Here is a 23,722-nt window from a genome sequence, read left to right on the forward strand (position 1 = left end):
TGAATTCTTTCTTTTAAAGTGGAAAAAAGCTGGCTTCTTTTTCATTTTTCCTTTAATCTATAAGAAGCTATTTATTATTTCGAGAATCAAAATACAAATTTAACTGCAAGAAGGGATACAGATAGATGAATCAAATACATCGACCGACTGTTGTCGCACTTTTGCTGGCAGGGTCTTTTATTTCTATTTTAAATCAGACATTGATGATTACGGCGATACCGCCAATTATCAATGAAATGGGTGTGACACCGAATAGTGCACAGTGGCTGACAACAGTATTTATGCTGGTGAACGGGATTATGATCCCTGTCAGTGCTTTTTTGATTGAACGTTTTACAACGAGACAGCTCTTTTTGACAGCAATGAGTGTATTTGCTGTGGGAACGTTGATTGGCGGGCTGGCACCGAATTTTGAATTTTTAATTATGGCGAGAGTCATTCAATCTATTGGTGCAGGTGTTATGCTGCCATTAATGACAACTGTATTCTTATTGATTTTTCCCATTAATAAAAGAGGATCCGTGATGGGATTAATTGGTCTGGTGATTTCCTTTGCACCGGCAATTGGACCTGTTATTTCAGGATGGGTGACAGAGCATTATTCCTGGCGTGTGCTGTTTTATATTATTTTACCGATTGCTATTATTGATATTATTATTGCTTTCTTTGCCTTACGTAATGTAACAGAGGTGAAGAAGACTAAGTTTGATGTCCTTTCTGTGATTCTGTCATCCTTTGGATTTGGCGGTATTCTTTATGGTGTGACCAATGCAGGAAACTTTGGCTGGGGAGCGCCGATTACATTAGTAACTTTGGCTATTGGTATCCTTTCTCTGATTCTATTTATTTTGCGTCAGTTAAAACTGAAATATCCAATGCTTGAATTTAGAGTATTTAAGTATGCTATTTTCCCATTCAGTGTATTTATTGGTTCGATTACGTTTATGGGGCTGATTGGATCAGAAACCCTGATCCCGCTGTATATGCAAAATATGCGGGACTTTTCTGCATTTGAAGCTGGGCTGTCGATGCTCCCGGGTGCTTTGATCACAGGTATTATGGGACCGATTATCGGCAGGATTTTTGACCGGGTCGGCGGGAAATGGATTGTGCTTCCGGGGCTAATTATTGTGACGTTAGCGACCGTTCCATTTATGTTTCTTCATGTCGAGACGACCTTTACGTTTGTAATTGTAATGTATGCTGTACGTATGTTTGGATTTGCACTAATTATGATGCCGATTCAGACAGCGGCATTAAACCAATTACCGAAAGAGCTTATTCCACATGGAGCAGCATTAGACGGTACGATGCGTATGGTAGCAGCTTCTGTTGGTACGGCGATACTTGTCACGATTATGACATCTGTGGCTACGATGACAGAAGGCAGTGGATCGATTGCACGTCCTGATATTTTCGGGGTGAATATAGCCTTTGGCGTGATTGCTGTGCTGTCTTTATGTACGTTAATCGCTTATTTCTTTATCAAATTTGATCCATCTCCTGCAGAGCAGGCGAGGATGGAGAAGCAAAATAACGTATCCTGACAAATAAGAATCCTCGTTTAATCTTTTAGGTGAAGCGGGGATTTTTAAATAAAAAGGAGGGATTATATGGTTTATCTTCCTGAAAAATTAAAGCAGTGGATTGTTTCTCACTTTCCTGGAGAGGTAATTATTCACCATGTTTATCTATTGGAAGGAAGCACCACAGCCACAATGTATGCAATCGTTCTACAATTATCTGCTGAGAAAAAAACAGAGTTGGTATTACGCCAATATGAAAAGAATCGTACAGCAAAAGATATTGAACAAGAAGCAAATAGCTTAAAAACTGCCGCTTCATTAACTGTTGAGACACCCCAATGTATTGCAGTTGACCCGGATGGAGAAGTGATCGGCAAACCGCTTCTTTTAATGCGGAAAATCGAAGGCAAGGTAAATATCCTGCCGATCAATCAAACGGAATGGCTGGATAGGCTTGCGGAAACATTAGCCCGGATTCACGATAATTCCATAGAGAATTTTCCTTGGAAGCATGAACGTTATCAAAAAGCGGATGAAATCGAAATTCCTGGCTGGTCAAATAAACAGGAGGTATGGGAGAGGTTAAAAGAGATTGCGATGCAGCCGGAGCCAAGCTATAAACCAATATTTATCCATCGGGATTTTCACCCAACGAATGTGCTATGGAAGGATGGTAGAGTTAGTGGTGTGGTTGACTGGCCAAGCAGCTGTCTCGGTCATGCTGGTATAGATGCAGGGCATTGCCGCTGGAATCTTGCGATGCTTTATGGCGTGGAAGCTGCAGACGCTTTTTTATCTGCTTATCAAGAGAAGATGGGCTATCATTTTTCTTATAATGTTTACTGGGATATTGTTTCCTTAATGGATGTTTTAGAAGATCAGCCAGAAGTTTATCCCGGGTGGAAAGTCTTTGGAAAAACGGATATTACTGTGGAGATGATGAAGGAGAGAATGGATTGCTATGCAGTTTCATTGCTGGAGAAAGCAGATGAATACTAGAAAGCGGGGTGAAAAGTTATGGATTTGAGCCAGATAAATACACAAGCAAAAAATCAATTAGTAATTCTGAGGGAACTGCAGGCACTTTTTGAAAAACATAAGCTGCAAATGTGGGTGAAAGGCGGTTGGGCAATTGATTTTATGCTTGGTAAGGTGACTCGTCCTCACGAAGATATTGATCTGGTTACCTGGATTCAATATAGAGAATGTCTCGAAGAAGAGCTTGTAAAAGCAGGGTATAAACAACTATTTGTGAAAGAACCTTTTTGTAATAGGCAATCCGATTTTCAAAAAGATAATGTAGATCTTTCCATTGGTTACATTTGGTTACATTACTTATCATAGTGATGGTAGTCTTATTATGAATGGTTTGCCTGAGTGGGTTTGGTGCGCTGATTCGCTATTAGAGGAAAATTTTCTTTTGGACAATATTACTGCAAAGGTTATACATCCCAAACAGCTTTTAGAAGAAAAAGAAGTGTATAGAGAAATTGGCCGTCCATATCGACAAAAGGATGAAGAAAGTAAAAAGATATTACGCAGCATTTTATCAAAATGGAATTAAGGAAAGGTGACAAAAAGAAAATACATTAAAGGGGCAATTAAATGGAAAGAGTAGATGTGGTTTACGCATTGATTTTGGATGAGAAAGAAGAAAAGATTTTAATGGTGAAAAATATAAAGCATGATAATTGGTCAATGCCTGGTGGGGCAGTGGAAACAGGAGAAACGTTAACAGAAGCGGTTATCCGTGAAGCAAAAGAAGAAACAGGTCTAACGATTGAAGCAGGAGATGTTCTTGCTGTGAATGAAGCGTTTATGGAAAAGTTCAATCATCACACAGTCTTTTTTACGTTTCAGGGAAAGGTTGTTGGTGGAGAAATTTCCATACAAGATACGGAAACCATTTCGGACACCGCATGGGTCCGTATAGAAGAAGCGGATAAACGATTGCCTTATCATAAAACGGGTATTAGAAGCTTATTGGAAAAGGCTGTTCCTTATACGTTTCAGGGAGTAGAGAAATAAGGGGAGTATAGTGATTTATTATCGCTATGCTCCATTTCTTTTTCAGCTAATAATGAAGGAATACGAAAACATAAATTTGCACGTTGATAGTAGTTTGGAAAAATATTTTCAAATAGTAGCTGGAAATCTTATATGGATATTAGAAAAGCCGTAATTTCTTGCTTTTCTAATGTCCAATATCAATGTAGCTATTCGAATATTATTCAAAACAAAATATAAGATAAATAAATCACAACAGTTACCGTAATAATACTGAAAAGCGTTGAAAATAAAACGATTTGTGCATGCAGTTCCGGCTTGATTTGATATTCCATCGCAATCGTTGATGTGTTCCTGGAAGTCGGAAAAGAACTCGCAATAAATAAGGATTGTGCAACGACTCCCTCAATGTTCAACAGGTATATAACAGCCAGTGCTAATAATGGACCCATCACCAGCCTTCCAATCAAAGACCATGTGATGACCCGGTGGAAAAATTGCAGCTTAATATTGGATAATTGTGCTCCCAGTAGTAAAAGGGCGACGGCAACAAAACCATCCGCAAGCTGGTCCAAAGGTATCATGATCGAATTAGGAATGGGAATGGAAAAGGCTTGAAATAGCATGCCTAATAATAGTGCATGAAATACAGGCAGTTTTAGAAAGGACTGAATAATACCTCCGATTGATTTCGTTGCGGATAATAAATTATAAATCCCGTAAGAATAGGTTAAAAGATTCTGGAAAATAAGAATGAACACCTGAATCGAAAATCCTAAGGGATTGCTGCTGAAAACTAATTGACTTACTGGCAATCCATAGTTGCCAGAGTTCATTAATGAAATACTATTTTTTAGAGCCGCACTTTCTCCTCTATCTAATTTTAAAAGTTTAGCAATGACGTGACTTACCATGATCAGGATTAAACTATAAAGCATGATATAATATATTATCTGGAAAAATAAATCCATTTCTATACGGATATGATATATATTCACAAATACAGTCGCCGGCATTAAGCAATATGTAATTAGTGTAGATAATTGTTTCAGGTTAAATTGAAATTTTCTTTGCAAGACAGCGCCAATCAGAGTCAATATCAATATAGGAAATATCACATCTAATAAAATAAAAATAAACATGTCAAACCTCATTCTAAATATTTCATCGTTGCATTGCGTTGTTTACTAAATATGTTTTATCTTATCATAGAAGGAAAGATAAGGAAAATATCAAAAAGTTATCCTCTGGAATAAGTATTACTTATATGAATAGGAGACCAATAGGTTTTATCACGCACCGTCCGTAAAACTCCCACTGAGTGAAGTTTCGTTTTATCAATGGTTGTGTGGAATAAAAAGTAATTTTTGTGTGTTGAAATAGGAAAACAAATTTTTGGAAGCTCACCATTTATATATTTGGAATTGATATATAGTGAAGTAATTTGAAACGATAAGTTTGGGAAGAGGTGCAAGTACTTTATGATGAAATTACAAGTAACGACGTTTGTTTTGGTTGGAGGAATTATTGGTTTTTTTACAGATGGTATAATGGTAGGTATCGGAGCAGGAGCTCTTGTTTTTATAGCATATAGGCTGGAGAAGTTTCTAGAAAAACAACATAAAGCATAAAATGAAAAGGATATATAGATGAATTTAAATCCCAAATCGTGTTAGAAAATCTTGAAGAAGGAAAATCCATGAACCTGATTGCATTGGCATACGGAATTCAACTGAACGTGTTTTATGATTGGAAAACACAGATCCTGATTGGAAAAGGGAATTTTGGAAAGAGTCTTCATGTTGAACAAACTCTATAAGGAGGTATTGTTTTGATTAAAAAGATGGATATTACTAATCCGAAAATTTCAAAAGAAGTATTAAATATTCAAATACTTTCATACAAGGTGGAAGCAGAAATAATTGACTTTTATGATATACCACCATTACAGGATACCGTTAAGTCATTACAACAATGTGGAGAGATTTTCTTTGGTTATTACTTAGATGGAGAGTTGTCTGGAGTTATATCGATAAAAGTGGATAAAGAGTTAATGGATATACATCGACTAATGGTGCATCCCAAACATTTCAGAAAAGGAATCGCCAGAAAGTTATTAAATTTTCTTCAGGATAAAATGGAAAGCATTGAAGCAATAACAGTGTCAACTGGAACTAAAAATACACCAGCAGTAGCCTTTTATTTGAGAAATGGATTTTCAAAAATAGAAGAAATAAAAGTAACAGAGTGTTTATCTCTAACATCTTTTAAAAAGCAAATATAATTAATATTAGATTGTTTAATAGAAGAAAGAAAATATGAAGTAAAGTCATGTTAAACTATGAATCATAGAAACTTAATGAGGGGTGTAATCATGGAAAACGATCGTTTTGAAGAAGTGTATACGCAAGGAAAGTGGAAGGTCACGAAGGTTATTCGTGATAATGAGACAGGTGTTTTGTATATGTCGCATCAAGAAGGTTATGGATCAGGGCTGACTGTTATGGTTGATCAAGAAGGGAAACCCTTAGTGGATAAGCATTTTAAAAAGTGAATTTTAATAAAAAACACTGCACATTCTAAAAATAAGCAAGAGAGTTTTTTTAGTAGAGTTGAAGTGATTCACGAATCTGGGTCCCCTTAATAGGATTATAGTGAATGAACTTTTTTGCTTTAGGAGAGAGCAAATACCCTAATTTGCCCTCTCCCTTAAAGACATTAAATTATAAAATATCTTCGCTGATATATGGCTTAAGAGACTCAGAATAACACATCTTCCCATCCATCGTAACAACAATACCTTCAATATCCTCTAATTCATCTAACGTATTAATAATTTGGCGGGGAGACTTTCCGAATAATCGGCTTGTCCATATTTCGCCATCGACAGATTTTTTGGATACAATCGTTAACCCGGCAATTTCTGATTCTATCGGGTAACCGGTATGAGGATTCAAAATATGATGGTAGGTCTGGTTATCCTTCGTGAAATTTCTTTCGTAAATTCCAGAGGTAACCACAGATTGATTTAATGCGCTCAACACAGCGATATACTTTCCGCGTGGCAGGAATGGATGTTGAATTCCTATACGCCAATAGTCGTCTTCCTGTTTTGGAGAAGTTCCATGCGTTATGACATTTCCACCTAAATTAATCAGAGCTTGTGATACTTGCATTGATTCCAGGTCTTGAATCAGAAGATCAGCAATAAATCCTTTTGCCAGTGCACCTAAATCAATAAACATAGCCGTGTGCTTAAAAAAGACGGTTTGTTCTTTGTCATCAAGAATGATGTCTTCAGCATTTGTTTTGCTGAGCAAAGCTTCAATGGTTTTTGACGAGGGAACATTTGCATCTTCAAAGCCGATACGCCAAGCTTGGACAAGGGGGCCGATGGTAATGTTTAACGCACTGTCTGCCGGAGTGCTGTGTTTCTTTCCAATTTTGATTAATTGGTACAAGCTTGGATTTACTTTTACTGGTTTGACCCCTGCATTTTGATTCACTTTCATCAGCTCTGAACTGGCATCATGCGCACTAAAGCGTTTCTCATACTCTTTCAATCGGAGAATCAATTCTTCCAAAATAAAAGTTGCATAGTCATGCTGAACGGATAATTGGATAATTGTTCCCATCATATGTATTTCACGTGTTTGCATTGTCATACTTGTCACCCTTTTGCATTAGAATACTTGAATAAACGCAAGAATGCTTAAATGTCTTCGGTTTTTATGGAGAAACATTTGGCAGCAGCATCGTCTATGAAACAAATAAAGGCCTGAGCCAACATTCGAAAAAGAGGCCGTAATGACCTCTTTTTCCATGAACAATCTTTAGCTTTTAACCGTTGCTCCAGCGACGGTATCTACTTTTGAAGTTGCTCCGGATACAGCATCTACACCGCCACCAGTTAGCTGTTGGCCTGTTTGTTCTAAATACCAATCAATAATCGGTTGAATATCTTGTACATATTCATTGATTCCAATATAATTATCATTTTCATCACGTACAGCCTGGTAACTGTGAACAACAAATTTATCTGGACCGTGTGTTGGAACTTGCGTCCGTACGACATCCTGCTTCCCGGTGCGTAATTGCTGAATGACCCAGGAAACACTGCTAAATACTCTTTCCGGGTGACAGTCTGCCAATGGGCTTCCAACTTGTTCTGGTCTGCGTCCAGCAAGCATATCTTCTTTATTCATGGTGTGATTATAGTATAAGAATTGGTTATTGCTATCTGCATAAGTTAATTCGGCAGGCATGGAATTTAAGAATTGATTGAGCTGGTTAACAGTTAAAAGCCCGCGATTTAATTTAACGTACGTATTTCCTTCCACGGCTTGTGTTGCTTCAGCTGCTTGTTCAAGCCAGTCATTGGCAGTCATGTCAATACCTTCAACCGTCGTATCAATTGCTCCGGTAGCATATAAATCCTCTGCATCTGATACATCTTTCATTCCTTCTGGGGAATGCAGGACATTGACAACATTGATAAAGCGGATAAATTTCTTGATACATGTTTCTAAGAATTGGGCTGTTTGCGCATCTTTTAGATTTTCCTCTTCATCAAATGCGTCATAGACTTCTCCTAATAGAAACTCATTACCTGGCATAACGATAGCGTTTACTCCAGGTGCGTCTAATATTTGCCGTAAATGTAATTGGGACCGTGAAGATCCTTGAACATCATATGAAGCACCGACGATCATTACCGGTTTTTCATCAAGCGGATGTATTTTAAACGACAGCCATTCTAAGACACTTTGTAATGCAGACGGAATGGAATGATTGTATTCGGGTGTAGCAATAATAACACCATCTGCTTCCACAATTTTTTTGTTTAAATTTTGAATTACGTCACTATTTGTTTGATCATCAGACTGATTAAACATTGGAACATCTTTAATATCTAGTACTTCCACATCGACTAATTTTTTAAAATTTTTAGCGATAAAATTTAACAAAAGACGATTATAAGAAAAATCAGCATTTGACCCTACGATTCCAACGAGTTTCATCAATATACCCCCTAATTAATTGGTCTCCCATGAGAAGTTTGCTGCTTGTTTCTGATGAGATTCATTCGCGTTGACTAATTGATTTGTGATATCTACAAAATGGATAAAATCATTAAAAATTTGTTCAAGCTCTTCTATTTTTTGTTGATCTTTTAATGTGCCATTATCATCAAAAGCCTGTAACGAATAACCGATCAAAAATTCAGAACTTGGCATAATGCGTGCTTTCAATTCAGGTGCATCAAGCATTTGCCGTAAATGACTTTGTGCACGAGAAGAACCTAATCTTCCATAGGAAGCTCCAGTCAGCATAACCGGCTTATCAATCAATGCCTGATCGGTATAGGATAACCATTCTAATGTACTTTTTAAAATTGCCGGTACGGAATGGTTATATTCCGGAGAACTGATAATAACGCCGTCTGCTTCTCTGATTTTATCCGCAAGTTTTTGTACTTCCTCAGGTGCTGTCTTGTCTTCCGGCTTATTAAAAGCTGGTAAATTTTTAATTTCGAAAATTTCAATTTCGGCTTGATCAGCGAAATGTTTTTGAATAAATTGCAGCAAGATGCGATTAGTAGAATAGTCCGAATTTGTTCCTAGAATACTTAGAAATTTCTTCATTTTATTACTCCTTTCTTATTTGAAAAAAAGAATGTGAAATATATCACAATTCAATTATAATATGTTTAAGGAGGAAATACAAGGAGATGTGAAGAAATGTTTAAAATTATAAGATTTATTTTAAAATAATAATAGAAGTGCTAAAGCTAAGGAAAAATAATATTTAGAATGGTTTTGTTTACTGGCATAGAACGATGTAAAAGCAGTTGATTAAATCTAGTTTTTTGTTTCAGTTGTATGTAGATAGTAATCTTCATAGTTTTGAAATACCCTACCTTTTTATTTTGAAACATGTGATTTTATGAGGGGGTGCGTTTGGTAAAATCAATATGGCTAGAAATACGGGGAGAGAAGTGTAGATAATTTATAACTGATTAAATGGAAGAAGGGAGGTTTTAGTTTTTTTTAATACTGAAAAGATGGATTGTGTTATGATAAAGAAAATACGAAGTAGCGGTGATTTTATGGGATATTGAATCTTTAGAAGAACTTATAAATCGTATAGGAAAGAGGAATCATGATAATTCGTTGTCCAATTTTCTATCCCAGGGAAAGGAAAATTCATCCCCCGTATTATTTCCTGGAGAAAAATAAATATGTTTTTAGTAAAATCCCAATGATATTCCAGATGGGCTTATTTTTTATTCAAATCAAATGGTTAAGGAAGAGGCATATGAAATAAAAAATTCTATGAGTTAGAGACATAATATGTATAGGATTTCAAACAGAAACAATATGTTATTGCAGAATGGAAGGTTATATGGTAACACAGGGAGTGAATTCATTGCAGATTAGAAAAGCAGGTGAAGAAGATATAAAGTCTATAGCTAAAGTTTATGTTGATGGGTGGAAAACTACATACGATGGTTTAGTACCAGATAATTATTTGGAAAGTTTAACATACGAGGAAGCGAAGCAAAAGTGGATTTCATTTTTAAGTAGTGAAAAAGACCCTTTTATTTATATTGCGGATAATAATGAAGAAGGAAATATAGGCTTTGCAGCAGGAAAGCGCTTGGATAACGACAAATTTGATGGAGAGTTATACGCACTTTATTTATTGCCAGAATGTAGAGGATTAGGAACAGGAAGACAATTGGTTTCAGCTATTGCTAAACATTTCATAGAAAAGAACATGGATTCGATGATGGTGTGGGTCATGGAACAAAATAAATCTGGACTTGGTTTCTATGAACGTATGGGAGGTAAGAAGTATCTTCGCAGAAAAAGTGAGTTTGGAGGAATTGTAGTAGAGGATGCAGCTTATGGCTGGGAAGATGTTTCAGTATTATGCAGGGAAAAATAACGCTATATTCTGTAAGTGAAAAATGTTTAATATGATATCTATGAAATTCTTGTCGTTTAAACAAAAGGAGAGCAAATATGGAAGTAGTATATTTTGCAGGCGGATGCTTATGGGGAGTACAAGCTTTTATTAAAACATTACCTGGAGTTACATATACAGAAGCGGGAAGAGCTAATGGTAGGAGTCATACACTTGAGGGTGATTATGATGGTTACGCTGAATGTGTAAAAACGGGCTTTGATCCGGAGGTTGTAACGGTCAGGGAGTTAATGGGATATTTTTTTGAAATCATTGATCCATACAATTTAAATAAACAGGGACAGGATGTTGGCAAGAAATACAGGACAGGAGTATACAGTGAAAATCCGGATCATTTAAAAGAGGCGACTGTGTTTCTTAAGAGTAGAGTTGATTATGACCGTATCATGGTTGAAGTATTGCCTCTTACTAATTACGTAAGAAGTGCAGAGGAACATCAAGACAGACTAGACAGATGTCCGAATGATTATTGTCATATTCCTAATGAGATATTAAGTAAATATACCAGGGAGGATGTGTAATGATGAAAGCAATTATTTTTGATTTTGACGGGACGCTTGCTGATACGTTGCCGGTTTGTTTTTATGCGTTCCAAGCTGTATTTAAAGAATTCGACAACAAGGAGATTACCTCCGATGAAATAAAGACGATGTTTGGTCCTTCTGAAACTGGAATCATCAAAGAAAATCTAATAGACACCAATCATGATAAAGCAATTGAATTATATTATGAAAAATATCGAGAAAAGCATAGAGATCTCGTTGTTGAAAATGCGGAGATTAACGATTTGCTTCGCTTCTTAAAGAAAAAGGGTTATAAATTAGGGATTGTAACGGGAAAAGCAAGCAGAAGTCTGCTTATATCTTTAGATTACCTTGACATGAATGATTTATTCGATGTAATCATAACAGGGGATGATGTTACGATACCCAAACCTCATCCAGAGGGATTAAACGAGGCGTTGGCACTGTTGAACATAAAAAACACCGAGGCTGTATTTTTAGGCGATAGCGATGCGGATATTCAGGCTGGTAATCAGGCTGACGTATATACAATCGGAGTGCAATGGCTGCCTAATTATCAAGCATTAGAATTTCGTGTTCAGCCAGATCAAATGTTAAGTAACGTAAATGAATTTATACAATCATTAAAAAATGGCAGGTATGAATAGCGGTAAAGTTTATTCTAATGAACCAAAGGGACGCTTTTCGATTCGTCATTAGAATAAGCAAGCGTGCTTTATGATCATTACTGCTAGTGATGTACCGGTAGCACAGGATGCATTAAATATTTGCTTGGCAGTTAAGAAAGTATAAACTTTCTTACTGCATAAGTGTAACTAAGGCTGTCACCAAAAGGATTGATGACAGCCAAGTTTTCTAAGAATGGAATCAGGAAAGTTACGGTTAAAATATTTGAACAGTTACCTTCCCCCTTCCGATTTTTAATAATTGTAATGCCTGTGTTAATATGTGGCATTAGAGAATAATGTTAATCCTCGCTGACACTTTATTAAACTATCAATTAACATGCGCTAATTCACTCTTTTGTAAAGCTATATTATCGGAGAAAGGAAGTTTTTAAATGAAAAATAATACTACATTTTTAATGGGCATGTTAGCATTCCTGTTTATTATATTGACAGCTTGTGGAAATGCAGCGGAGGATTCGGATGCTGAGTCAAATCACATGTCATCAGATAATGATGTGATGCAAAACGAAAATGACAATTTATCTGGACATGAAAGCACGCAGGATTCATCTCATATCAATCCAGAAACAGAAACCGATTTTTTTGAAGATTGGGGAGGAAAAGGACAAGATGAATCCGTGGAGGGACAGAGCCAGGAAGAGCCTTTGGAAGAATATGTTCCCAATGAAGATGATGTAGTATACAGTAATAATGAGTTGAAAAATAAAGATATCCTTGAAGCGTTCATGGAGACTGCGGGAGAAAATGGACAGGATAATGAAAGTGAAATCAGAGTGGTGAAGGATGAAGGGACGCAAGGTGTACTTATTTATGATTTGAAATCAGGATATGAAAAAAGTGTTGATCAGGCATGGATTATGGTTTATTCAGATTTGAGTCACTATAGAGCCTCAGAAGATGAAGTGCAAGATGTTTTTAATACGGATCAGCAATGTGGATATATGTCAAAAGATGAAATAGAAGGGAATTATAAATTACATGAATGTAGAACCCACTGGGAATACAGGCTGCTTCCTACTGTGGACGATAATGAAGTAGAGTGATTTGTGCAGATGAAGCGTGTTTTTGCTTCATGATCTTCTCTCAACAAAAAGACCGAAGCATGTTAGCTTCGGCCTTTTTGTTGAGAGAATTGATCATACACTCGATTCGCACGCTTGAATTCTTTTGCGTACAATACTTCCTGTGTCTTCTTGAGAAATTTTTCCCTGTCATTAGATCGCTGTTTTGGCATATAGCATCCCTCACTTTACGGGTAGCATAACCAAGCTTGGAAGTTTTATACGTGAAGTAAGTGATTCAGTTATGAAACTTCTTCTTTTGAATTGTTAATTAAAAGTGGAGCTGACGAGATTCGAACCCGTGACCCCTTGTCTGCCAGACAAGTATTCTCCCACTGAACTACAGCCCCATCATAAAATTTAAGATAAGTGGAAAATATGTCAGCCATTAATCATTATATACTTTTGACGGGATTGTATCAAGACTTTTATAAGGATATCCGTTTAAAATGAAGAACACCTCCATTAATTTATCACGGAGAACCGCTGCTAAAACTCCCGCCTCAAAAAAAGAGCGAAAATAAATTTATTTAGGCGGGAGATAACGGGTGCTAACTCCCTGAATCACTCAACTAATCATTCAGTGGGAGAAGGGCGAAAACTCCCACTGAATGAAGTTTCGTTTTATGATAAAATAGATGGGCGCTGTTGAAAACTGATAGCAAAGCAAAAGCGATAAACCGATTAAGAAACAGAGGAGAATCCAATTTGAATAAAAAAGATATTGCAGATATAAAGAAACAATTTAAAGTAAATAACGACTTATTAAAGATACAGGATATTTTCAATGTATATATAATGAAAGAATCGAGTGAAATCTATCACTATGAAAGTACGCCGTTTGAAATGCTGGAGGATGAGCAGAAAGATTTGTTCATGGCGAATTTTAAGAAGGTGTTGACCGGGCAGCTGGATCAAAAATTATTTGAATTGAAATTCCAGCGTGATGTGGAAGACAGCAGCCAGCTTATCCTTCACAAGGGCATGCTCTCAAATGATACGGGGGAATGGAAGGAGCAGATGCTCGAACTGGTAGCGAAAATGCTGAAGGATAAACAGTATGAAATGGATATTGTTATTACGTTTATCCATGGAGATTATGCAAAATCTACGAAGCGGAGTAGCGAAGAATCAGAGGAAAGCAGCAGGGACAGAGTATATTCAAGTCCATTTATCTTATGCAGCATCAACAAAACAATGGACCCGAAAAAAGAACTGCTCTTTGATTATGTAGAAAAGGAGTTTAAATATCATTTTGTTGTAGATCCGGTGATTAATTTAAAACAACCGATTGGCGGTTTCTTATTCCCGGCATTTACCGGCGGGGCTGCGGATGTAAACCATATTCTTTATTCCGCTTCCAAACCATATGAGCTCGATTATCATTTTATTGAAGAAGTGCTGAATGCAGAGGAAGCGATGACAGCTGAGGACGATAAAATCGTATTTGAGGAAATTGTCAAAGATGTAGCGGGAGAGCAGATCAATACGACAACACTGGCGAATGTATATGATGAGATTCAGCGTGTGGTAGAGGAAAATGAAGAAAATGAAGAGCCGGATGCGCCAATGCTGGATTATAAGGATGTAGAAAAGGTACTGACAAGCAGCGGTGTGCAGGATATTGATCCGGAAAAAGTAGAATCTGCTTTTAAAAAGGTTATTGATGATGAAAAATATGAGCTGAAAGCAACTAGTGTAGTGCCAAAGTATACGTCTAAATCGATTAAAATCAAAACAAAAGTGGCTGACCTTAAAGTATGCCCGCAAGATTTACGTTATCTCCGCCAGACAACGCTTGACGGCAAGCTCTGTTTAATGATTGAAGTGGAAGAAAATACAGTCATTGAAGGGTTTGAAATGATTCCGGAAGCCATTTTCAATAGAGTAGAAGATGAAGAATAAAAAAAACTGATCTTATTAAAAAGAAGGGTCTCTTAGCCGAAATTAGGCTGGGAGGCTTTTTCACACGATAGTTTTTCTAAAAGATTGTAAGTAAAACAATCGATTATTGTTGCATTTACAACAATAATCGGATACTATACAATCATAACAATTATACTTTTAATTATGGATCAAACAGAGAGGGGAACAATAATGAAATATAAAGTAGTAACTGGAGAAAAGGATTTACAGAAAGTTTTTGAGATTCGAAAAGAAATCTTTGTAAAAGAGCAGGAGGTAGCAGAGGAAGAGGAATTTGATGCATTTGATTGGTTGGATGCGGATTGTGATCATATTTTAGTATATTACGATAATCAGCCTGTAGGTACAGGAAGAGTGAGAGAAGTAGAAGGTATCGGGAAATTAGAACGGATCTGTATTTTGAAACCTTACCGCAAATATGGACTTGGAAAGGTTGTTGTAGACTCTTTAGAGGAAATTGCTTTAGAAAAAGGATTAACTCGTGCAAAATTGCATGGACAGACGCATGCAGAAGGATTTTATCATAAATTAGGGTATGAAACGGCTTCGGATGAGTTCTTGGAAGATGGTATTCCGCATTATTTGATGGTGAAACGGTTTAATTAAAATAATACATATAACGTCAGAATAAATGAGGAGGAGTCATGCAACCTAAATTAGAAAATAAAGGGGTTATTATGGTTACGCTGGCAACGGCATTCTTATTAACATTCTGCCAGTTTCTATTAATAACGTCTTATCCGGCGATTATGAGTGAATTTCAGATTAATGCAACGGAAGTACAGTGGCTGACAACGATTTATTTATTAACAACGATTGTATTTATTCCGCTGACCGGCTATTTATCTAATCGATTTTCAACCAGGACGCTGTTGATTTTTGCGCTGCTTTGCATGGCTGCCGGTCTTATCATAGGAGCTTTTTCACAAAGCTTTATTCTATTGATTCTTGCCAGGGCCATTCAAGCGATTGGGGCGGGAATAATATTGCCTGTGATTCAAACGATTTTAATTACGGTATTTCCTAAGGAAAGACGAGGTTTTGCGCTTGGGCTGCTTGGCGGTGTGGTGAATGTTGCCCCGGCAAGCGCACCGTCTTTGACAGGGATGATTATTGATGTTTTTCATTGGCGTATCCTCCACTGGTTTATGCTGCCGCTGGTGCTGATACTTCTCGTTTTAGCTATTTTCTATATGCAGGATGTGTTGAAAAAACAAGCAGCACGGCTGGACATTCTCTCTGTGATTCTTTCGGCAGGGGCTTTTTCTTTGTTTATTTTTAGTATTAGTAACATCAGTGTTGCTGGAATGGATGTTTATTTCGTTATTTTGCCATTCCTCATCAGTGTTGTTTTATTATTCCTGTTTATACGACGCCAATTGGCGGATGATGTGCCTGTGCTCAATGTCCGCTTATTTCAAAACCAGACATTTTTGTTGGCTGTGGTGCTTATTTTTATCAATATGATGCTGTTACTATCTGCAGAAACGATATTGCCGATGTTTGCTCAGAATGTATTAGAAACAAGCGCTTTTTTATCAGGCTTCTTATTAGTTCCTGGTACAATTCTGCTTTGCATTGTCTCTGTTGTTTCGGGGAATTTATATGATCGATATGGGGGCAGAATTTTAGCTGTTATCGGCTTCGCATTTACGCTGCTGTCCCTAGTGCTAATGACTACACTGCGCATCGACAGTTCTCCTTTTTTAATTATGATTTATTTTTGCTTTTTTATGACAGGCTTTGGTTTATCACTGATGCCGCTAGTTTCTGTCAGTGTAGATGTATTGGATGAAAAGGAGCTGGCTCATAATTCGGCGATTGTTAATACGGTTCGTCAATTAGGAATGGCTTTTGGAGTTGTGATTTTGACAACGATTATTAGTGTAACGACTTCTGTAATGGATGCACCAAAGCAGGCAGGAACCTACTGGGGAACAATGTATGCATTTATCATGATGGCAGTGATAGCATTGCTTGGTGTGGTATTGTCGATGCGAATTAAAGAGAAAAAAGAATCGTACCATAGCGATTAAAAAGCATAAATGTTGAATGGGCAGCATTTATGCTTTTTAATTATGGATAGAAGCTGTTTTAAGTTAGAAAAGGAAAGTGTTCAATATGAAATTAAGTGTATTAGACCAATCTCCTATTTCGATGGGAGAAACGCCGGAAATAGCGTTACAGCACACACTGGAGTTAGCAAAATGGACAGAAGAGCTGGGCTATCATCGTTATTGGGTTGCAGAGCATCATAATACGAATGGGCTGTCTATTTCTGCTCCGGAAATCGTGATGACGAGAATCGCTTCTGTAACAAGCCGTATTCGTGTAGGTTCTGGTGGTATTTTGCTTCCACAATACAGCCCTTATAAAATTGCTGAGATTGCCAAAACATTAGCTGCATTTTTTCCTGATCGAATTGATCTCGGTGTTGGGAATTCGCCAGGAGGGTCTCCGCAGACAAGAGCTGCGCTGACAGATAATCAAAATCGGAGTTTGGCTGAATTTCCAAGGCAGGTTGCCGATTTACAGGGGTTTTTGCATAATTCCATGCCGCGGGAGCATGATTTTCGTCTTGTGAAAGCCACTCCACGCATTGAACAGGTGCCGCCGCTTTGGTTACTGGGTTTATCAGAACGCAGTGCAAATCGTGCAGCGGAACTGGGAACAGGGTTTATTTTTGGACATTTTATTAATCCGGAAAACGGCGTGAACGCACTCCAAACGTACCGGGAAAACTTTTCCCCATCTGCCGGTATGGAAAACCCGGCGTCTATCGTCTGTGTTTTTATTGTCTGTGCAGAAACGGAAGAAGAAGCAGAGGAACATGCGCTGACGCAGGATAAATGGTTGTTGAACGTGAGTAAGGGGTTGGGAACAAAAGTAACATCTATCGAGGATGTTCGCGATGACCAGGATAAATGGAGTGCAGAAGACAGAGAGATTATCAAAAAGAACAGAGAAAGATGTATTATTGGTACGCCGGAAACAGTGAAGCAGCAGTTAATTGCTTTACAGGAGAAATATCAGACCGACGAATTCATGGTCATCAATAATACATTTGATTTTGAAGCGAAGAAAAAATCTTATCGTCTGTTGGCGGAAGCAATGCTATAAAAGAAAAAGGTGAAAAATAAGGAGCGTGAGAAGGATGAACCAAGGGATACGCGAACAAATTATACAGGCAAAAACGATATTGGGAGAATCCGGGGAATTTCACATGGATAATGCACCTGATATGCCGCATAAGCTATTTGAAAACTGGTTCCAATTAGCAATGGAGAAGCATGTTCCTAATCCACATGCTATGACAGTATCTACAGTTGATGCAATGGGTTATCCGGATTCACGTATTCTTATCTTAAAAGACCTGGATGAAGCCGGCTGGTATTTTGCATCCAGTTCGGAAAGTCAGAAAGGAAAACAACTGCAAGCACATCCCTATGCTGCATTAAACTTTTATTGAGAAGCTGAGAATACTCGCGACTTTAGTCGTGTAGATGAATCGGCTTCGGTTGTGACATCGTTTCAGCTATATTAAACAACCAACATATGTTTAAATAAATTATCGTATATGTCCCCTTTAAAAGTACGTTTTAACCATTGCGTATGTTAAAATATATGCAGAGGTGTTTTGTATGTCTGAAGTATATTATGGACGCGGGTATGTCTATTCGATTCAATACCATTTGGTTTGGTGCGTGAAGTATCGGCAGGATATTCTGTATGGAAAAATCGATACGGATGTTAAAAACTTGTTAAAACAAATAGCTCGCGATCATGACGTTAAAATGGTTGAAATGGAATCAGATAAAGATCATATTCACTTACTTATTGCATGTAAACCACAACACTATATTCCTAACCTGGTGAAGGCTTTTAAGGGCGTGTCTGCCAGATTCTTATTCAAGGAACACCCTGAGCTAAAGAAATGCCTGTGGGGAGGTCACTTGTGGAATCCCAGCTACTTTGTAGCCACTGGTAGTGAAAACACAGAAGAACAGATACGGACGTATATTAAAAACCAAAAAAAGCGGGGGAAATGCATTGATTCAACATAAGGCTTACCAATTCAGATTGTATCCTAATGAAGAACAAAAAAATTTCATCTCTAAAACCATTGGTTGTTCCCGGTTCGTGTATAATCATTTTTTAGCACTGTGGAACGAAACATATTCTAAGACTGGAAAAGGGTTAACCTATCATGCTTGTTCAGCTATGCTGCCGCAAATGAAACAGACGGAAGAAACCATTTGGTTGAAAGAAGTTGACAGCATTGCCCTTCAATCATCCGTCAGGCATCTGGCTGATTCATTTTCCCGTTTTTTCAAAAAACAAAATAATAAACCGCAATTCAAAAGCAAAAAGAATCCAGTGCAAAGTTATACCACTAAAAATGTCAATAACAGTATCGCTATCCTGGGTAATCGGATGAAATTACCGAAGCTTGGATGTGTTAAATTTGCCAAAAGTCAAGAACCCAAAGGGCGAATACTACATGCAACGATTCGAAAAAAGGAAGCGGGAAATTCTTTGTTTCGCTTCTTTGTGAAGAAGAAATGCATCAACTTCCTAAAACAAATACTGCCATTGGGGTTGATCTGGGCATTACAGACTTTGCGATTCTTTCTGACGGACAAAAGTTTGATAATCATCGATTCACATCAAAAATGGAAAAGCAATTAAAACGGGAGCAACGTAAGCTGTCAAGGCGTGCTTTGTTAGCTAAACAGAAGGGCATCGACCTATTTGATGCAAAAAATTATCAAAAACAAAAACGTAAAGTAGCGAGATTACATGAAAAAGTAATGAACCAACGTAACGACTTTTTGAATAAGTTAAGTACAGAAATTATCAAAAACCACGATATGATCTGTATAGAGGATTTAAACACAAAAGGGATGTTACGCAATCAAAAACTGGCAAAAAGTATAACTGACGTATCTTGGTCAAGTTTTGTTACGAAATTGGAGTACAAAGCAGAATGGTACGGACGAGAAATCATGAAGATAAGCAGATGGTTCCCGTCCAGTCAACTTTGTTCGGAGTGCGGACATCAAGATGGCAAAAAATCATTGGATATCCGACATTGGACATGTCCTAATTGTCATACACACCATGACAGAGATGTAAACGCTAGCAAAAATATTTTAGCGGAGGGATTACGAATAAAATCCCTCGTGTAAAAATAACAAGAACCGCAGGAACTGCGGAGATAGCTTGGTAAATAAGAGAAACCGCTGTGAGTAAAGAAATATACTTGCAAGTAAACTCTATTCCCAAGAATCTCGTGACTTCAGTCATGAGAGGTTCAATGGCCAACTCTTGGGAAGCAAATTCGTATAAGAGGAAAGGCAGAGAAGATGGATTCAAAAAGCAATGCAGATGATTTTCTTAAACGGGGAGCTGTGGCAAGAGCAATTGCTTTACTTGGAAAACAAAGTCAAATTCTTGAAAAGCAAGAGCATTTGGATACAGCTTTAAGAGATAAAGTCAATGAGTTGGAGAAGAACCCAAGCCTGATTTCAACTACTTGGACACAGTACCAATTGAATGCCGGAGAAGTAGAATTTTGGCAGGCTGCAGATAACAGAAAGCATGCCAGATTAAAATATCAACTAAATAATGGAGTATGGGATAAGTCTTTATTATGGCCATAATCTATTTAAAAATGCTGAATGATACCTGTCATTCAGCATTTTTGTAAGAAAAGAAATAGAGAAGAAAATACAGGAAGCAAAGCTTTTCCTGACTGCATTTTCACTTAGCATGAAATTCAGTCAGTTTACAGTGTGGAAAAATTTGATTATAGTAAGAAAGAAATAATCTTTTCAGTATAGTGAGGAGTCTTTATATGAAAAGAAATGTGTGGACGGATAAACGTTACAAGGCTGCCAATCGGGAAGCTTGGCTTGGTATAGGGCTCGTTATTTTTAATTTTATCTGGTGGTTTGGTTTCGCTTATGGACTTGGAAGCAAATCCCCGGAATCTTATCATTACATATTTGGCTTTCCTGCATGGTTTTTCTTTAGCTGCATTCTGGGATTTATTGTAATGATGGTATTAACCATATTTGTTGTGAAATTCTTTTTTAAAGATATTTCTTTAGAGGCGGAAGAGGAAGAATAAACAGAAAAATTCTCATCTTACTATCAGAGGAGCTTAACCATGAATTGGGAAGCAGTTTTACCACTATTTATATTTATTGCAATTGTATTTATGATTGGGATCTGGACAGGGAAATTTGTCAGCCGCTCTGATTCCTTTTTACAAGAATATTTTTTGGGCGGCAGAAGTCTTGGCGGCTTTATTTTAGCGATGACCCTTGTCACGACTTATGGGAGTGCGAGCAGTTTTTTAAGCGGTCCGGGAACAGCCTATAATGAGGGACTTGGCTGGGTGTTGTTATCTATGACACAGCTTGCTACAGGTTATTTTGTATTGATGGTGCTTGGGAAACGTTTTGCAATTGTAACAAGAAAATATAAGGCAGTTACGATTGTTGATTTTTTAAAGGAAAGATACCAATCCAAATGGGTTGTGATTCTTTCAGCAGCCAGCATTTTGATTTTTCTGTTCTCAGCGATGTCGGCACAATGGATCGGCGGAGCACGCCTGGTTCAATCTTTGACCGGTATATCCTATTTTACAGCTTTATGTATTTTTTCGCTGGCTGTCTTAGTATATGTTGTCGTTGGAGGATTCCGGGCGGTAGCTATTACAGATGGAATTCAAGGTGTGATCATGTTTTTGGGGACACTTATTTTGCTTGTCGCTGTCATCATTGCAGGAGGAGGCGTCTCCCAGATTATGGATGATTTGACTGCAGAAAATCCGAATTTAATTACACCATTCGGTGCAGACGGGAATTTAACACCTGCGTATGTTTCTTCCTTCTGGGTGTTAGTAGGTGTCGGAGTTGTTGCCTTACCACAGATTGCTGTTCGTGCTATGTCCTATAAAAATGCAAAGGCATTGCATCGGGGAATCATTATCAGTACGTTTGTTGTCGGTTTTATTATGTTGAATATGCATTTAATTGGGGTGTTTGGAAGGGCGGTTCTTCCTGGCATTGAAATTGGAGATACGGTGATGCCGGAATTAGCGCAGGCTGTATTACCCGGATGGGTTGCAGGGATTGTTTTAGCTGCTCCGATGGCAGCGATTATGACGACAGTTAACTCGCTGCTTTTAATGGTCAGTTCAACGATTGTTAAGGATGTCTATCTAAATTATGTGCGCCCAGATGCGAATGATAAAACGATTCGCAAATGGAGTATGGGAGCAACTGCAATTATAGGAATTATTGTTATTTTCATGTCGCTGCAGCCGCCGGATTTGATTATCTGGCTGAATTTATTCTCCATGGGCGGTTTGGAAGCTGCTTTTATCTGGCCGATCATCCTTGGACTTTATTGGAAGGGAGGGAACAAGCACGGAGCGATCGCTTCTATGCTCACGGGTGTTAGCAGTTATATTATTTTTGAGACATATTATCCACAGCCGTTTGGGATGCATTCTGTTGTGACTTCCATGCTTCTGGCTTTAGCTGCCTATGTTTCAGGGAGTTTATTACTGAAAAAAGAGGAAATACCAAGCTGAAATCGTATGAATGCAGCCTAAATTTGATTTATACTTAAAGAGAGAGCTTTTCTCCTTATTCTAAAATAAGAAGAAAGACTTTAACAGATTGTGACGGAGGTGATTTATTGTGAAAAAGCAGCGGCATGATGCATTGAAGCCATTATCACATCACCATCATCATGCATTGGTACAAGCCATGGAATTAAAACGGGCTGGTACAGAAAACACAGATAAATCATTAGGAGAATCGATCAGAGGTCTTATTGATTATTGGGAAAAAGATGCGATCCCTCATTTTCGGGATGAAGAAGAAGTTCTGCTGCCGCTATACGAGGTATATGCTGAACAAATAGAAACCGAATTAATCAAAGAAATGCTGTATCAGCATATACAAATTCGCAGCCTTGTCTATGCAATACGGAAAAACAGGGAAGACCCATATGAAAAGATGCACCGTCTTGGTGAGCTTTTGGAGAGCAATGTCCGGTTTGAAGAGAGAGAAATCTTTCCATTGATTGAAGAAACGGTTCCGGATAAGTATTTACATCAAGTGTATGGAAAATTTCATCGTGATTCCTATAGCGGTTTTTGATTTAGATGGAAAAATGCTGATTGCGGGATAAGCTTCCTTCAATCAGCATTTTCTATTTAAAAGGGTAAAGAGGGTGAGATTTTTCGGTTATAGAAAGCGGGACATAAAAATTTTATCTTAAACATAAAGTAACCGGTAAACAAATGAATGAGGAATGACCTGGAAAATGTTTAATAAGATGAGAGACGGTGAATAAAGTACTAAAGTCACTATAAGAAATAAGGAGAGAGGATTTTATGGAATATTTAGAGAGGGAAAATTTAGCAAGAATATCAACATGGGGAAAAGTTGTAGGTGTAACATCCATTATCATGGGAGCACTATCTATTATTTTTAGTTTAGTTGTTGATCTGACGAGTTTGATTTCAGGAATCATTTCCATTATAACTGGTTATCTCTTTTATCAAACAGGTGTGGAAGCTTCCAATATTATATCTTCGGATAATTTTGCGGCAGGTAATGTAAATGAGCTATTAAGTAAATATGGTAAATTAGTATTAATCATGGGTATTTTAACAATTATTTCATTGGTATTGCTTATTCCGATGCTTATTATTTTAATAAGTATGTGATTGTAAAAAAGATACAGAGCTTGATTGACTCAATTAAATATAATACGGATGGAAGAATAATGCTGCTCCATCCGTATTTTTTATTCACAGATTTCGTCAGCAATATTATTTCTGAATATTTTATCGATGTCATTTAGTAATGGCTATGTAATAATATTCAGATTTTTTAGTTTGTATAGTACATAAATGGATAGTATATTTAAAAGTAAAGGTGAACCGATTTTGAGTAAGAGCTTGGGGGGATTAA

29 protein-coding genes, 1 tRNA gene and 1 pseudogene are annotated in these 23,722 nt (G+C 37.4%); 25 read left to right on the forward strand and 6 right to left on the reverse strand.

Features of this window, described 5'->3' with window-relative positions; translation table 11 throughout:
• The first annotated feature begins 125 nt into the window (after positions 1–125).
• The 5 genes from BN986_RS19810 (at position 126) to BN986_RS19825 (ending at position 3,554) form a co-directional block, all read left to right on the forward strand.
• Positions 126–1,547 carry an MDR family MFS transporter gene (locus tag BN986_RS19810; RefSeq protein WP_040983390.1) on the forward strand — a complete coding sequence of 474 codons (1,422 nt, stop codon included), beginning with the start codon at positions 126–128 and terminating at the stop codon, positions 1,545–1,547.
• A gap of 66 nt (positions 1,548–1,613) precedes the next feature.
• Positions 1,614–2,525 (forward strand): phosphotransferase family protein, encoded by a 912-nt coding sequence (locus tag BN986_RS19815; protein ID WP_040983392.1) that lies wholly within the window; start codon positions 1,614–1,616, stop codon positions 2,523–2,525.
• Positions 2,526–2,543: 18 nt separating this feature from the next.
• Positions 2,544–2,870, forward strand: coding sequence for a nucleotidyltransferase domain-containing protein (locus BN986_RS27735; protein WP_244445054.1), 327 nt, complete (start codon positions 2,544–2,546; stop codon positions 2,868–2,870).
• A gap of 16 nt (positions 2,871–2,886) precedes the next feature.
• Positions 2,887–3,090 (forward strand): hypothetical protein, encoded by a 204-nt coding sequence (locus tag BN986_RS27740; protein ID WP_244445055.1) that lies wholly within the window; start codon positions 2,887–2,889, stop codon positions 3,088–3,090.
• Positions 3,091–3,131: 41 nt separating this feature from the next.
• Entirely contained in the window at positions 3,132–3,554 is a 423-nt protein-coding gene (locus BN986_RS19825; RefSeq protein ID WP_040983394.1) for an NUDIX domain-containing protein, read from the forward strand.
• A 203-nt stretch (positions 3,555–3,757) separates the two neighbouring features.
• On the opposite strand, the gene BN986_RS19830 is transcribed toward BN986_RS19825, so the two are convergent.
• The gene (locus tag BN986_RS19830) at positions 3,758–4,675 is read right to left on the reverse strand and encodes an AEC family transporter (protein WP_040983395.1); all 918 of its coding nucleotides are present in this window, start codon (positions 4,673–4,675) and stop codon (positions 3,758–3,760) included.
• Between the two features lie 339 nt (positions 4,676–5,014).
• Between BN986_RS19830 and BN986_RS27450 the strand changes: the two genes are divergently transcribed.
• The 4 genes from BN986_RS27450 (at position 5,015) to BN986_RS19840 (ending at position 6,087) form a co-directional block, all read left to right on the forward strand.
• Entirely contained in the window at positions 5,015–5,164 is a 150-nt protein-coding gene (locus BN986_RS27450) for a hypothetical protein (protein ID WP_187378590.1), read from the forward strand.
• 14 nt (positions 5,165–5,178) lie between these two features.
• Entirely contained in the window at positions 5,179–5,352 is a 174-nt protein-coding gene (locus BN986_RS26355) for a transposase (RefSeq protein ID WP_081922273.1), read from the forward strand.
• A 12-nt stretch (positions 5,353–5,364) separates the two neighbouring features.
• Positions 5,365–5,817 (forward strand): GNAT family N-acetyltransferase, encoded by a 453-nt coding sequence (locus tag BN986_RS19835; protein ID WP_040983397.1) that lies wholly within the window; start codon positions 5,365–5,367, stop codon positions 5,815–5,817.
• A gap of 90 nt (positions 5,818–5,907) precedes the next feature.
• Positions 5,908–6,087: a DUF6440 family protein gene (locus BN986_RS19840; protein WP_040983399.1), complete on the forward strand. Its 180-nt coding sequence runs from the start codon at positions 5,908–5,910 to the stop codon at positions 6,085–6,087.
• 169 nt (positions 6,088–6,256) lie between these two features.
• Here the strand turns inward: BN986_RS19840 and BN986_RS19845 are convergent, their stop codons facing one another.
• From BN986_RS19845 to BN986_RS19855, 3 genes are all read right to left on the reverse strand, one after another.
• Positions 6,257–7,198 carry an FAD:protein FMN transferase gene (locus BN986_RS19845; RefSeq protein ID WP_040983401.1) on the reverse strand — a complete coding sequence of 314 codons (942 nt, stop codon included), beginning with the start codon at positions 7,196–7,198 and terminating at the stop codon, positions 6,257–6,259.
• A 168-nt stretch (positions 7,199–7,366) separates the two neighbouring features.
• Positions 7,367–8,554 (reverse strand): NAD(P)H-dependent oxidoreductase, encoded by a 1,188-nt coding sequence (locus BN986_RS19850; RefSeq protein WP_040983402.1) that lies wholly within the window; start codon positions 8,552–8,554, stop codon positions 7,367–7,369.
• A 15-nt stretch (positions 8,555–8,569) separates the two neighbouring features.
• Complete coding sequence (locus BN986_RS19855; protein ID WP_040983404.1) at positions 8,570–9,178, reverse strand: NADPH-dependent FMN reductase; 609 nt, start codon at positions 9,176–9,178, stop codon at positions 8,570–8,572.
• A gap of 748 nt (positions 9,179–9,926) precedes the next feature.
• On the opposite strand from BN986_RS19855, the gene BN986_RS19860 reads away from it, so the two are divergent.
• The 4 genes from BN986_RS19860 to BN986_RS19875 all read left to right on the forward strand — a co-directional run bounded on the left by BN986_RS19860 (position 9,927) and on the right by BN986_RS19875 (position 12,779).
• The gene (locus BN986_RS19860; protein WP_244445056.1) at positions 9,927–10,484 is read left to right on the forward strand and encodes a GNAT family N-acetyltransferase; all 558 of its coding nucleotides are present in this window, start codon (positions 9,927–9,929) and stop codon (positions 10,482–10,484) included.
• A gap of 77 nt (positions 10,485–10,561) precedes the next feature.
• Positions 10,562–11,044: a peptide-methionine (S)-S-oxide reductase gene (locus tag BN986_RS19865; RefSeq protein ID WP_040983408.1), complete on the forward strand. Its 483-nt coding sequence runs from the start codon at positions 10,562–10,564 to the stop codon at positions 11,042–11,044.
• Positions 11,044–11,694, forward strand: coding sequence for an HAD family hydrolase (locus tag BN986_RS19870; protein ID WP_040983410.1), 651 nt, complete (start codon positions 11,044–11,046; stop codon positions 11,692–11,694). The genes BN986_RS19865 and BN986_RS19870 overlap by 1 nt, the downstream gene beginning before the upstream one ends.
• 413 nt (positions 11,695–12,107) lie before the next feature.
• Positions 12,108–12,779 carry a hypothetical protein gene (locus BN986_RS19875; protein WP_040983412.1) on the forward strand — a complete coding sequence of 224 codons (672 nt, stop codon included), beginning with the start codon at positions 12,108–12,110 and terminating at the stop codon, positions 12,777–12,779.
• Between the two features lie 62 nt (positions 12,780–12,841).
• Here the strand turns inward: BN986_RS19875 and BN986_RS27170 are convergent, their stop codons facing one another.
• Together BN986_RS27170 and BN986_RS19880 are read right to left on the reverse strand one after the other, a co-directional pair.
• The gene (locus tag BN986_RS27170; RefSeq protein WP_148417179.1) at positions 12,842–12,970 is read right to left on the reverse strand and encodes a YfhE family protein; all 129 of its coding nucleotides are present in this window, start codon (positions 12,968–12,970) and stop codon (positions 12,842–12,844) included.
• 105 nt (positions 12,971–13,075) lie between these two features.
• Positions 13,076–13,147: transfer RNA gene (locus BN986_RS19880), tRNA-Ala, on the reverse strand.
• A 358-nt stretch (positions 13,148–13,505) separates the two neighbouring features.
• Here BN986_RS19880 and BN986_RS19885 point away from each other — a divergent pair.
• The 12 genes and pseudogenes from BN986_RS19885 (at position 13,506) to BN986_RS19940 (ending at position 23,475) form a co-directional block, all read left to right on the forward strand.
• Positions 13,506–14,702 carry a DUF4317 domain-containing protein gene (locus tag BN986_RS19885; protein WP_040983414.1) on the forward strand — a complete coding sequence of 399 codons (1,197 nt, stop codon included), beginning with the start codon at positions 13,506–13,508 and terminating at the stop codon, positions 14,700–14,702.
• 192 nt (positions 14,703–14,894) lie between these two features.
• A complete protein-coding gene (locus BN986_RS19890; RefSeq protein WP_040983416.1) occupies positions 14,895–15,329 on the forward strand; it encodes a GNAT family N-acetyltransferase in 435 nt (144 codons plus the stop codon).
• A 38-nt stretch (positions 15,330–15,367) separates the two neighbouring features.
• Positions 15,368–16,759 carry a DHA2 family efflux MFS transporter permease subunit gene (locus BN986_RS19895; protein WP_040983418.1) on the forward strand — a complete coding sequence of 464 codons (1,392 nt, stop codon included), beginning with the start codon at positions 15,368–15,370 and terminating at the stop codon, positions 16,757–16,759.
• An 85-nt stretch (positions 16,760–16,844) separates the two neighbouring features.
• Positions 16,845–17,843 carry an LLM class flavin-dependent oxidoreductase gene (locus BN986_RS19900; protein ID WP_040983420.1) on the forward strand — a complete coding sequence of 333 codons (999 nt, stop codon included), beginning with the start codon at positions 16,845–16,847 and terminating at the stop codon, positions 17,841–17,843.
• 34 nt (positions 17,844–17,877) lie between these two features.
• Positions 17,878–18,192, forward strand: coding sequence for a pyridoxamine 5'-phosphate oxidase family protein (locus BN986_RS19905; RefSeq protein WP_040983788.1), 315 nt, complete (start codon positions 17,878–17,880; stop codon positions 18,190–18,192).
• Between the two features lie 172 nt (positions 18,193–18,364).
• A complete protein-coding gene (tnpA, locus tag BN986_RS19910) occupies positions 18,365–18,787 on the forward strand; it encodes an IS200/IS605 family transposase (protein WP_040983422.1) in 423 nt (140 codons plus the stop codon).
• Positions 18,774–19,912, forward strand: a pseudogene (gene tnpB, locus BN986_RS19915) (IS200/IS605 family element RNA-guided endonuclease TnpB). Before tnpA ends, tnpB begins: the two are co-directional and overlap by 14 nt.
• Before the next feature lie 177 nt (positions 19,913–20,089).
• Entirely contained in the window at positions 20,090–20,386 is a 297-nt protein-coding gene (locus BN986_RS19920) for a pyridoxine 5'-phosphate oxidase C-terminal domain-containing protein (protein ID WP_052400969.1), read from the forward strand.
• A gap of 194 nt (positions 20,387–20,580) precedes the next feature.
• Positions 20,581–20,856, forward strand: coding sequence for a YhdT family protein (locus BN986_RS19925; protein WP_040983424.1), 276 nt, complete (start codon positions 20,581–20,583; stop codon positions 20,854–20,856).
• Between the two features lie 39 nt (positions 20,857–20,895).
• Positions 20,896–22,329: a sodium/pantothenate symporter gene (panF, locus tag BN986_RS19930; RefSeq protein ID WP_040983426.1), complete on the forward strand. Its 1,434-nt coding sequence runs from the start codon at positions 20,896–20,898 to the stop codon at positions 22,327–22,329.
• A gap of 109 nt (positions 22,330–22,438) precedes the next feature.
• The gene (locus tag BN986_RS19935; RefSeq protein WP_040983428.1) at positions 22,439–22,903 is read left to right on the forward strand and encodes a hemerythrin domain-containing protein; all 465 of its coding nucleotides are present in this window, start codon (positions 22,439–22,441) and stop codon (positions 22,901–22,903) included.
• Between the two features lie 236 nt (positions 22,904–23,139).
• Positions 23,140–23,475, forward strand: coding sequence for a DUF5362 family protein (locus BN986_RS19940; RefSeq protein ID WP_040983430.1), 336 nt, complete (start codon positions 23,140–23,142; stop codon positions 23,473–23,475).
• Positions 23,476–23,722: the final 247 nt, after the last annotated feature.

Origin of the sequence: Oceanobacillus jeddahensis (assembly GCF_000750635.1) — a bacterium.
Classification (GTDB): domain Bacteria; phylum Bacillota; class Bacilli; order Bacillales; family Amphibacillaceae; genus Oceanobacillus; species Oceanobacillus jeddahense.

Coding starts and splice junctions, on each gene's coding strand:
- BN986_RS19905 (WP_040983788.1), top strand. CDS start 17,878: ATGAACCAAGGGATACGCGAACAAATTATACAGGCAAAAACGATATTG.
- BN986_RS19840 (WP_040983399.1), top strand. CDS start 5,908: ATGGAAAACGATCGTTTTGAAGAAGTGTATACGCAAGGAAAGTGGAAG.
- BN986_RS19825 (WP_040983394.1), top strand. CDS start 3,132: ATGGAAAGAGTAGATGTGGTTTACGCATTGATTTTGGATGAGAAAGAA.
- panF (WP_040983426.1), top strand. CDS start 20,896: ATGAATTGGGAAGCAGTTTTACCACTATTTATATTTATTGCAATTGTA.
- BN986_RS19870 (WP_040983410.1), top strand. CDS start 11,044: ATGATGAAAGCAATTATTTTTGATTTTGACGGGACGCTTGCTGATACG.
- BN986_RS19890 (WP_040983416.1), top strand. CDS start 14,895: ATGAAATATAAAGTAGTAACTGGAGAAAAGGATTTACAGAAAGTTTTT.
- BN986_RS19850 (WP_040983402.1), bottom strand. CDS start 8,554: ATGAAACTCGTTGGAATCGTAGGGTCAAATGCTGATTTTTCTTATAAT.
- BN986_RS19860 (WP_244445056.1), top strand. CDS start 9,927: ATGGAAGGTTATATGGTAACACAGGGAGTGAATTCATTGCAGATTAGA.
- BN986_RS19920 (WP_052400969.1), top strand. CDS start 20,090: ATGGATTCAAAAAGCAATGCAGATGATTTTCTTAAACGGGGAGCTGTG.
- tnpA (WP_040983422.1), top strand. CDS start 18,365: ATGTCTGAAGTATATTATGGACGCGGGTATGTCTATTCGATTCAATAC.
- BN986_RS19875 (WP_040983412.1), top strand. CDS start 12,108: ATGAAAAATAATACTACATTTTTAATGGGCATGTTAGCATTCCTGTTT.
- BN986_RS19855 (WP_040983404.1), bottom strand. CDS start 9,178: ATGAAGAAATTTCTAAGTATTCTAGGAACAAATTCGGACTATTCTACT.
- BN986_RS19830 (WP_040983395.1), bottom strand. CDS start 4,675: ATGTTTATTTTTATTTTATTAGATGTGATATTTCCTATATTGATATTG.
- BN986_RS27170 (WP_148417179.1), bottom strand. CDS start 12,970: ATGCCAAAACAGCGATCTAATGACAGGGAAAAATTTCTCAAGAAGACA.
- BN986_RS27740 (WP_244445055.1), top strand. CDS start 2,887: ATGAATGGTTTGCCTGAGTGGGTTTGGTGCGCTGATTCGCTATTAGAG.
- BN986_RS27735 (WP_244445054.1), top strand. CDS start 2,544: ATGGATTTGAGCCAGATAAATACACAAGCAAAAAATCAATTAGTAATT.
- BN986_RS19810 (WP_040983390.1), top strand. CDS start 126: ATGAATCAAATACATCGACCGACTGTTGTCGCACTTTTGCTGGCAGGG.
- BN986_RS19900 (WP_040983420.1), top strand. CDS start 16,845: ATGAAATTAAGTGTATTAGACCAATCTCCTATTTCGATGGGAGAAACG.
- BN986_RS27450 (WP_187378590.1), top strand. CDS start 5,015: ATGATGAAATTACAAGTAACGACGTTTGTTTTGGTTGGAGGAATTATT.
- BN986_RS19940 (WP_040983430.1), top strand. CDS start 23,140: ATGGAATATTTAGAGAGGGAAAATTTAGCAAGAATATCAACATGGGGA.
- BN986_RS19815 (WP_040983392.1), top strand. CDS start 1,614: ATGGTTTATCTTCCTGAAAAATTAAAGCAGTGGATTGTTTCTCACTTT.
- BN986_RS19925 (WP_040983424.1), top strand. CDS start 20,581: ATGAAAAGAAATGTGTGGACGGATAAACGTTACAAGGCTGCCAATCGG.
- BN986_RS19865 (WP_040983408.1), top strand. CDS start 10,562: ATGGAAGTAGTATATTTTGCAGGCGGATGCTTATGGGGAGTACAAGCT.
- BN986_RS19895 (WP_040983418.1), top strand. CDS start 15,368: ATGCAACCTAAATTAGAAAATAAAGGGGTTATTATGGTTACGCTGGCA.
- BN986_RS19845 (WP_040983401.1), bottom strand. CDS start 7,198: ATGACAATGCAAACACGTGAAATACATATGATGGGAACAATTATCCAA.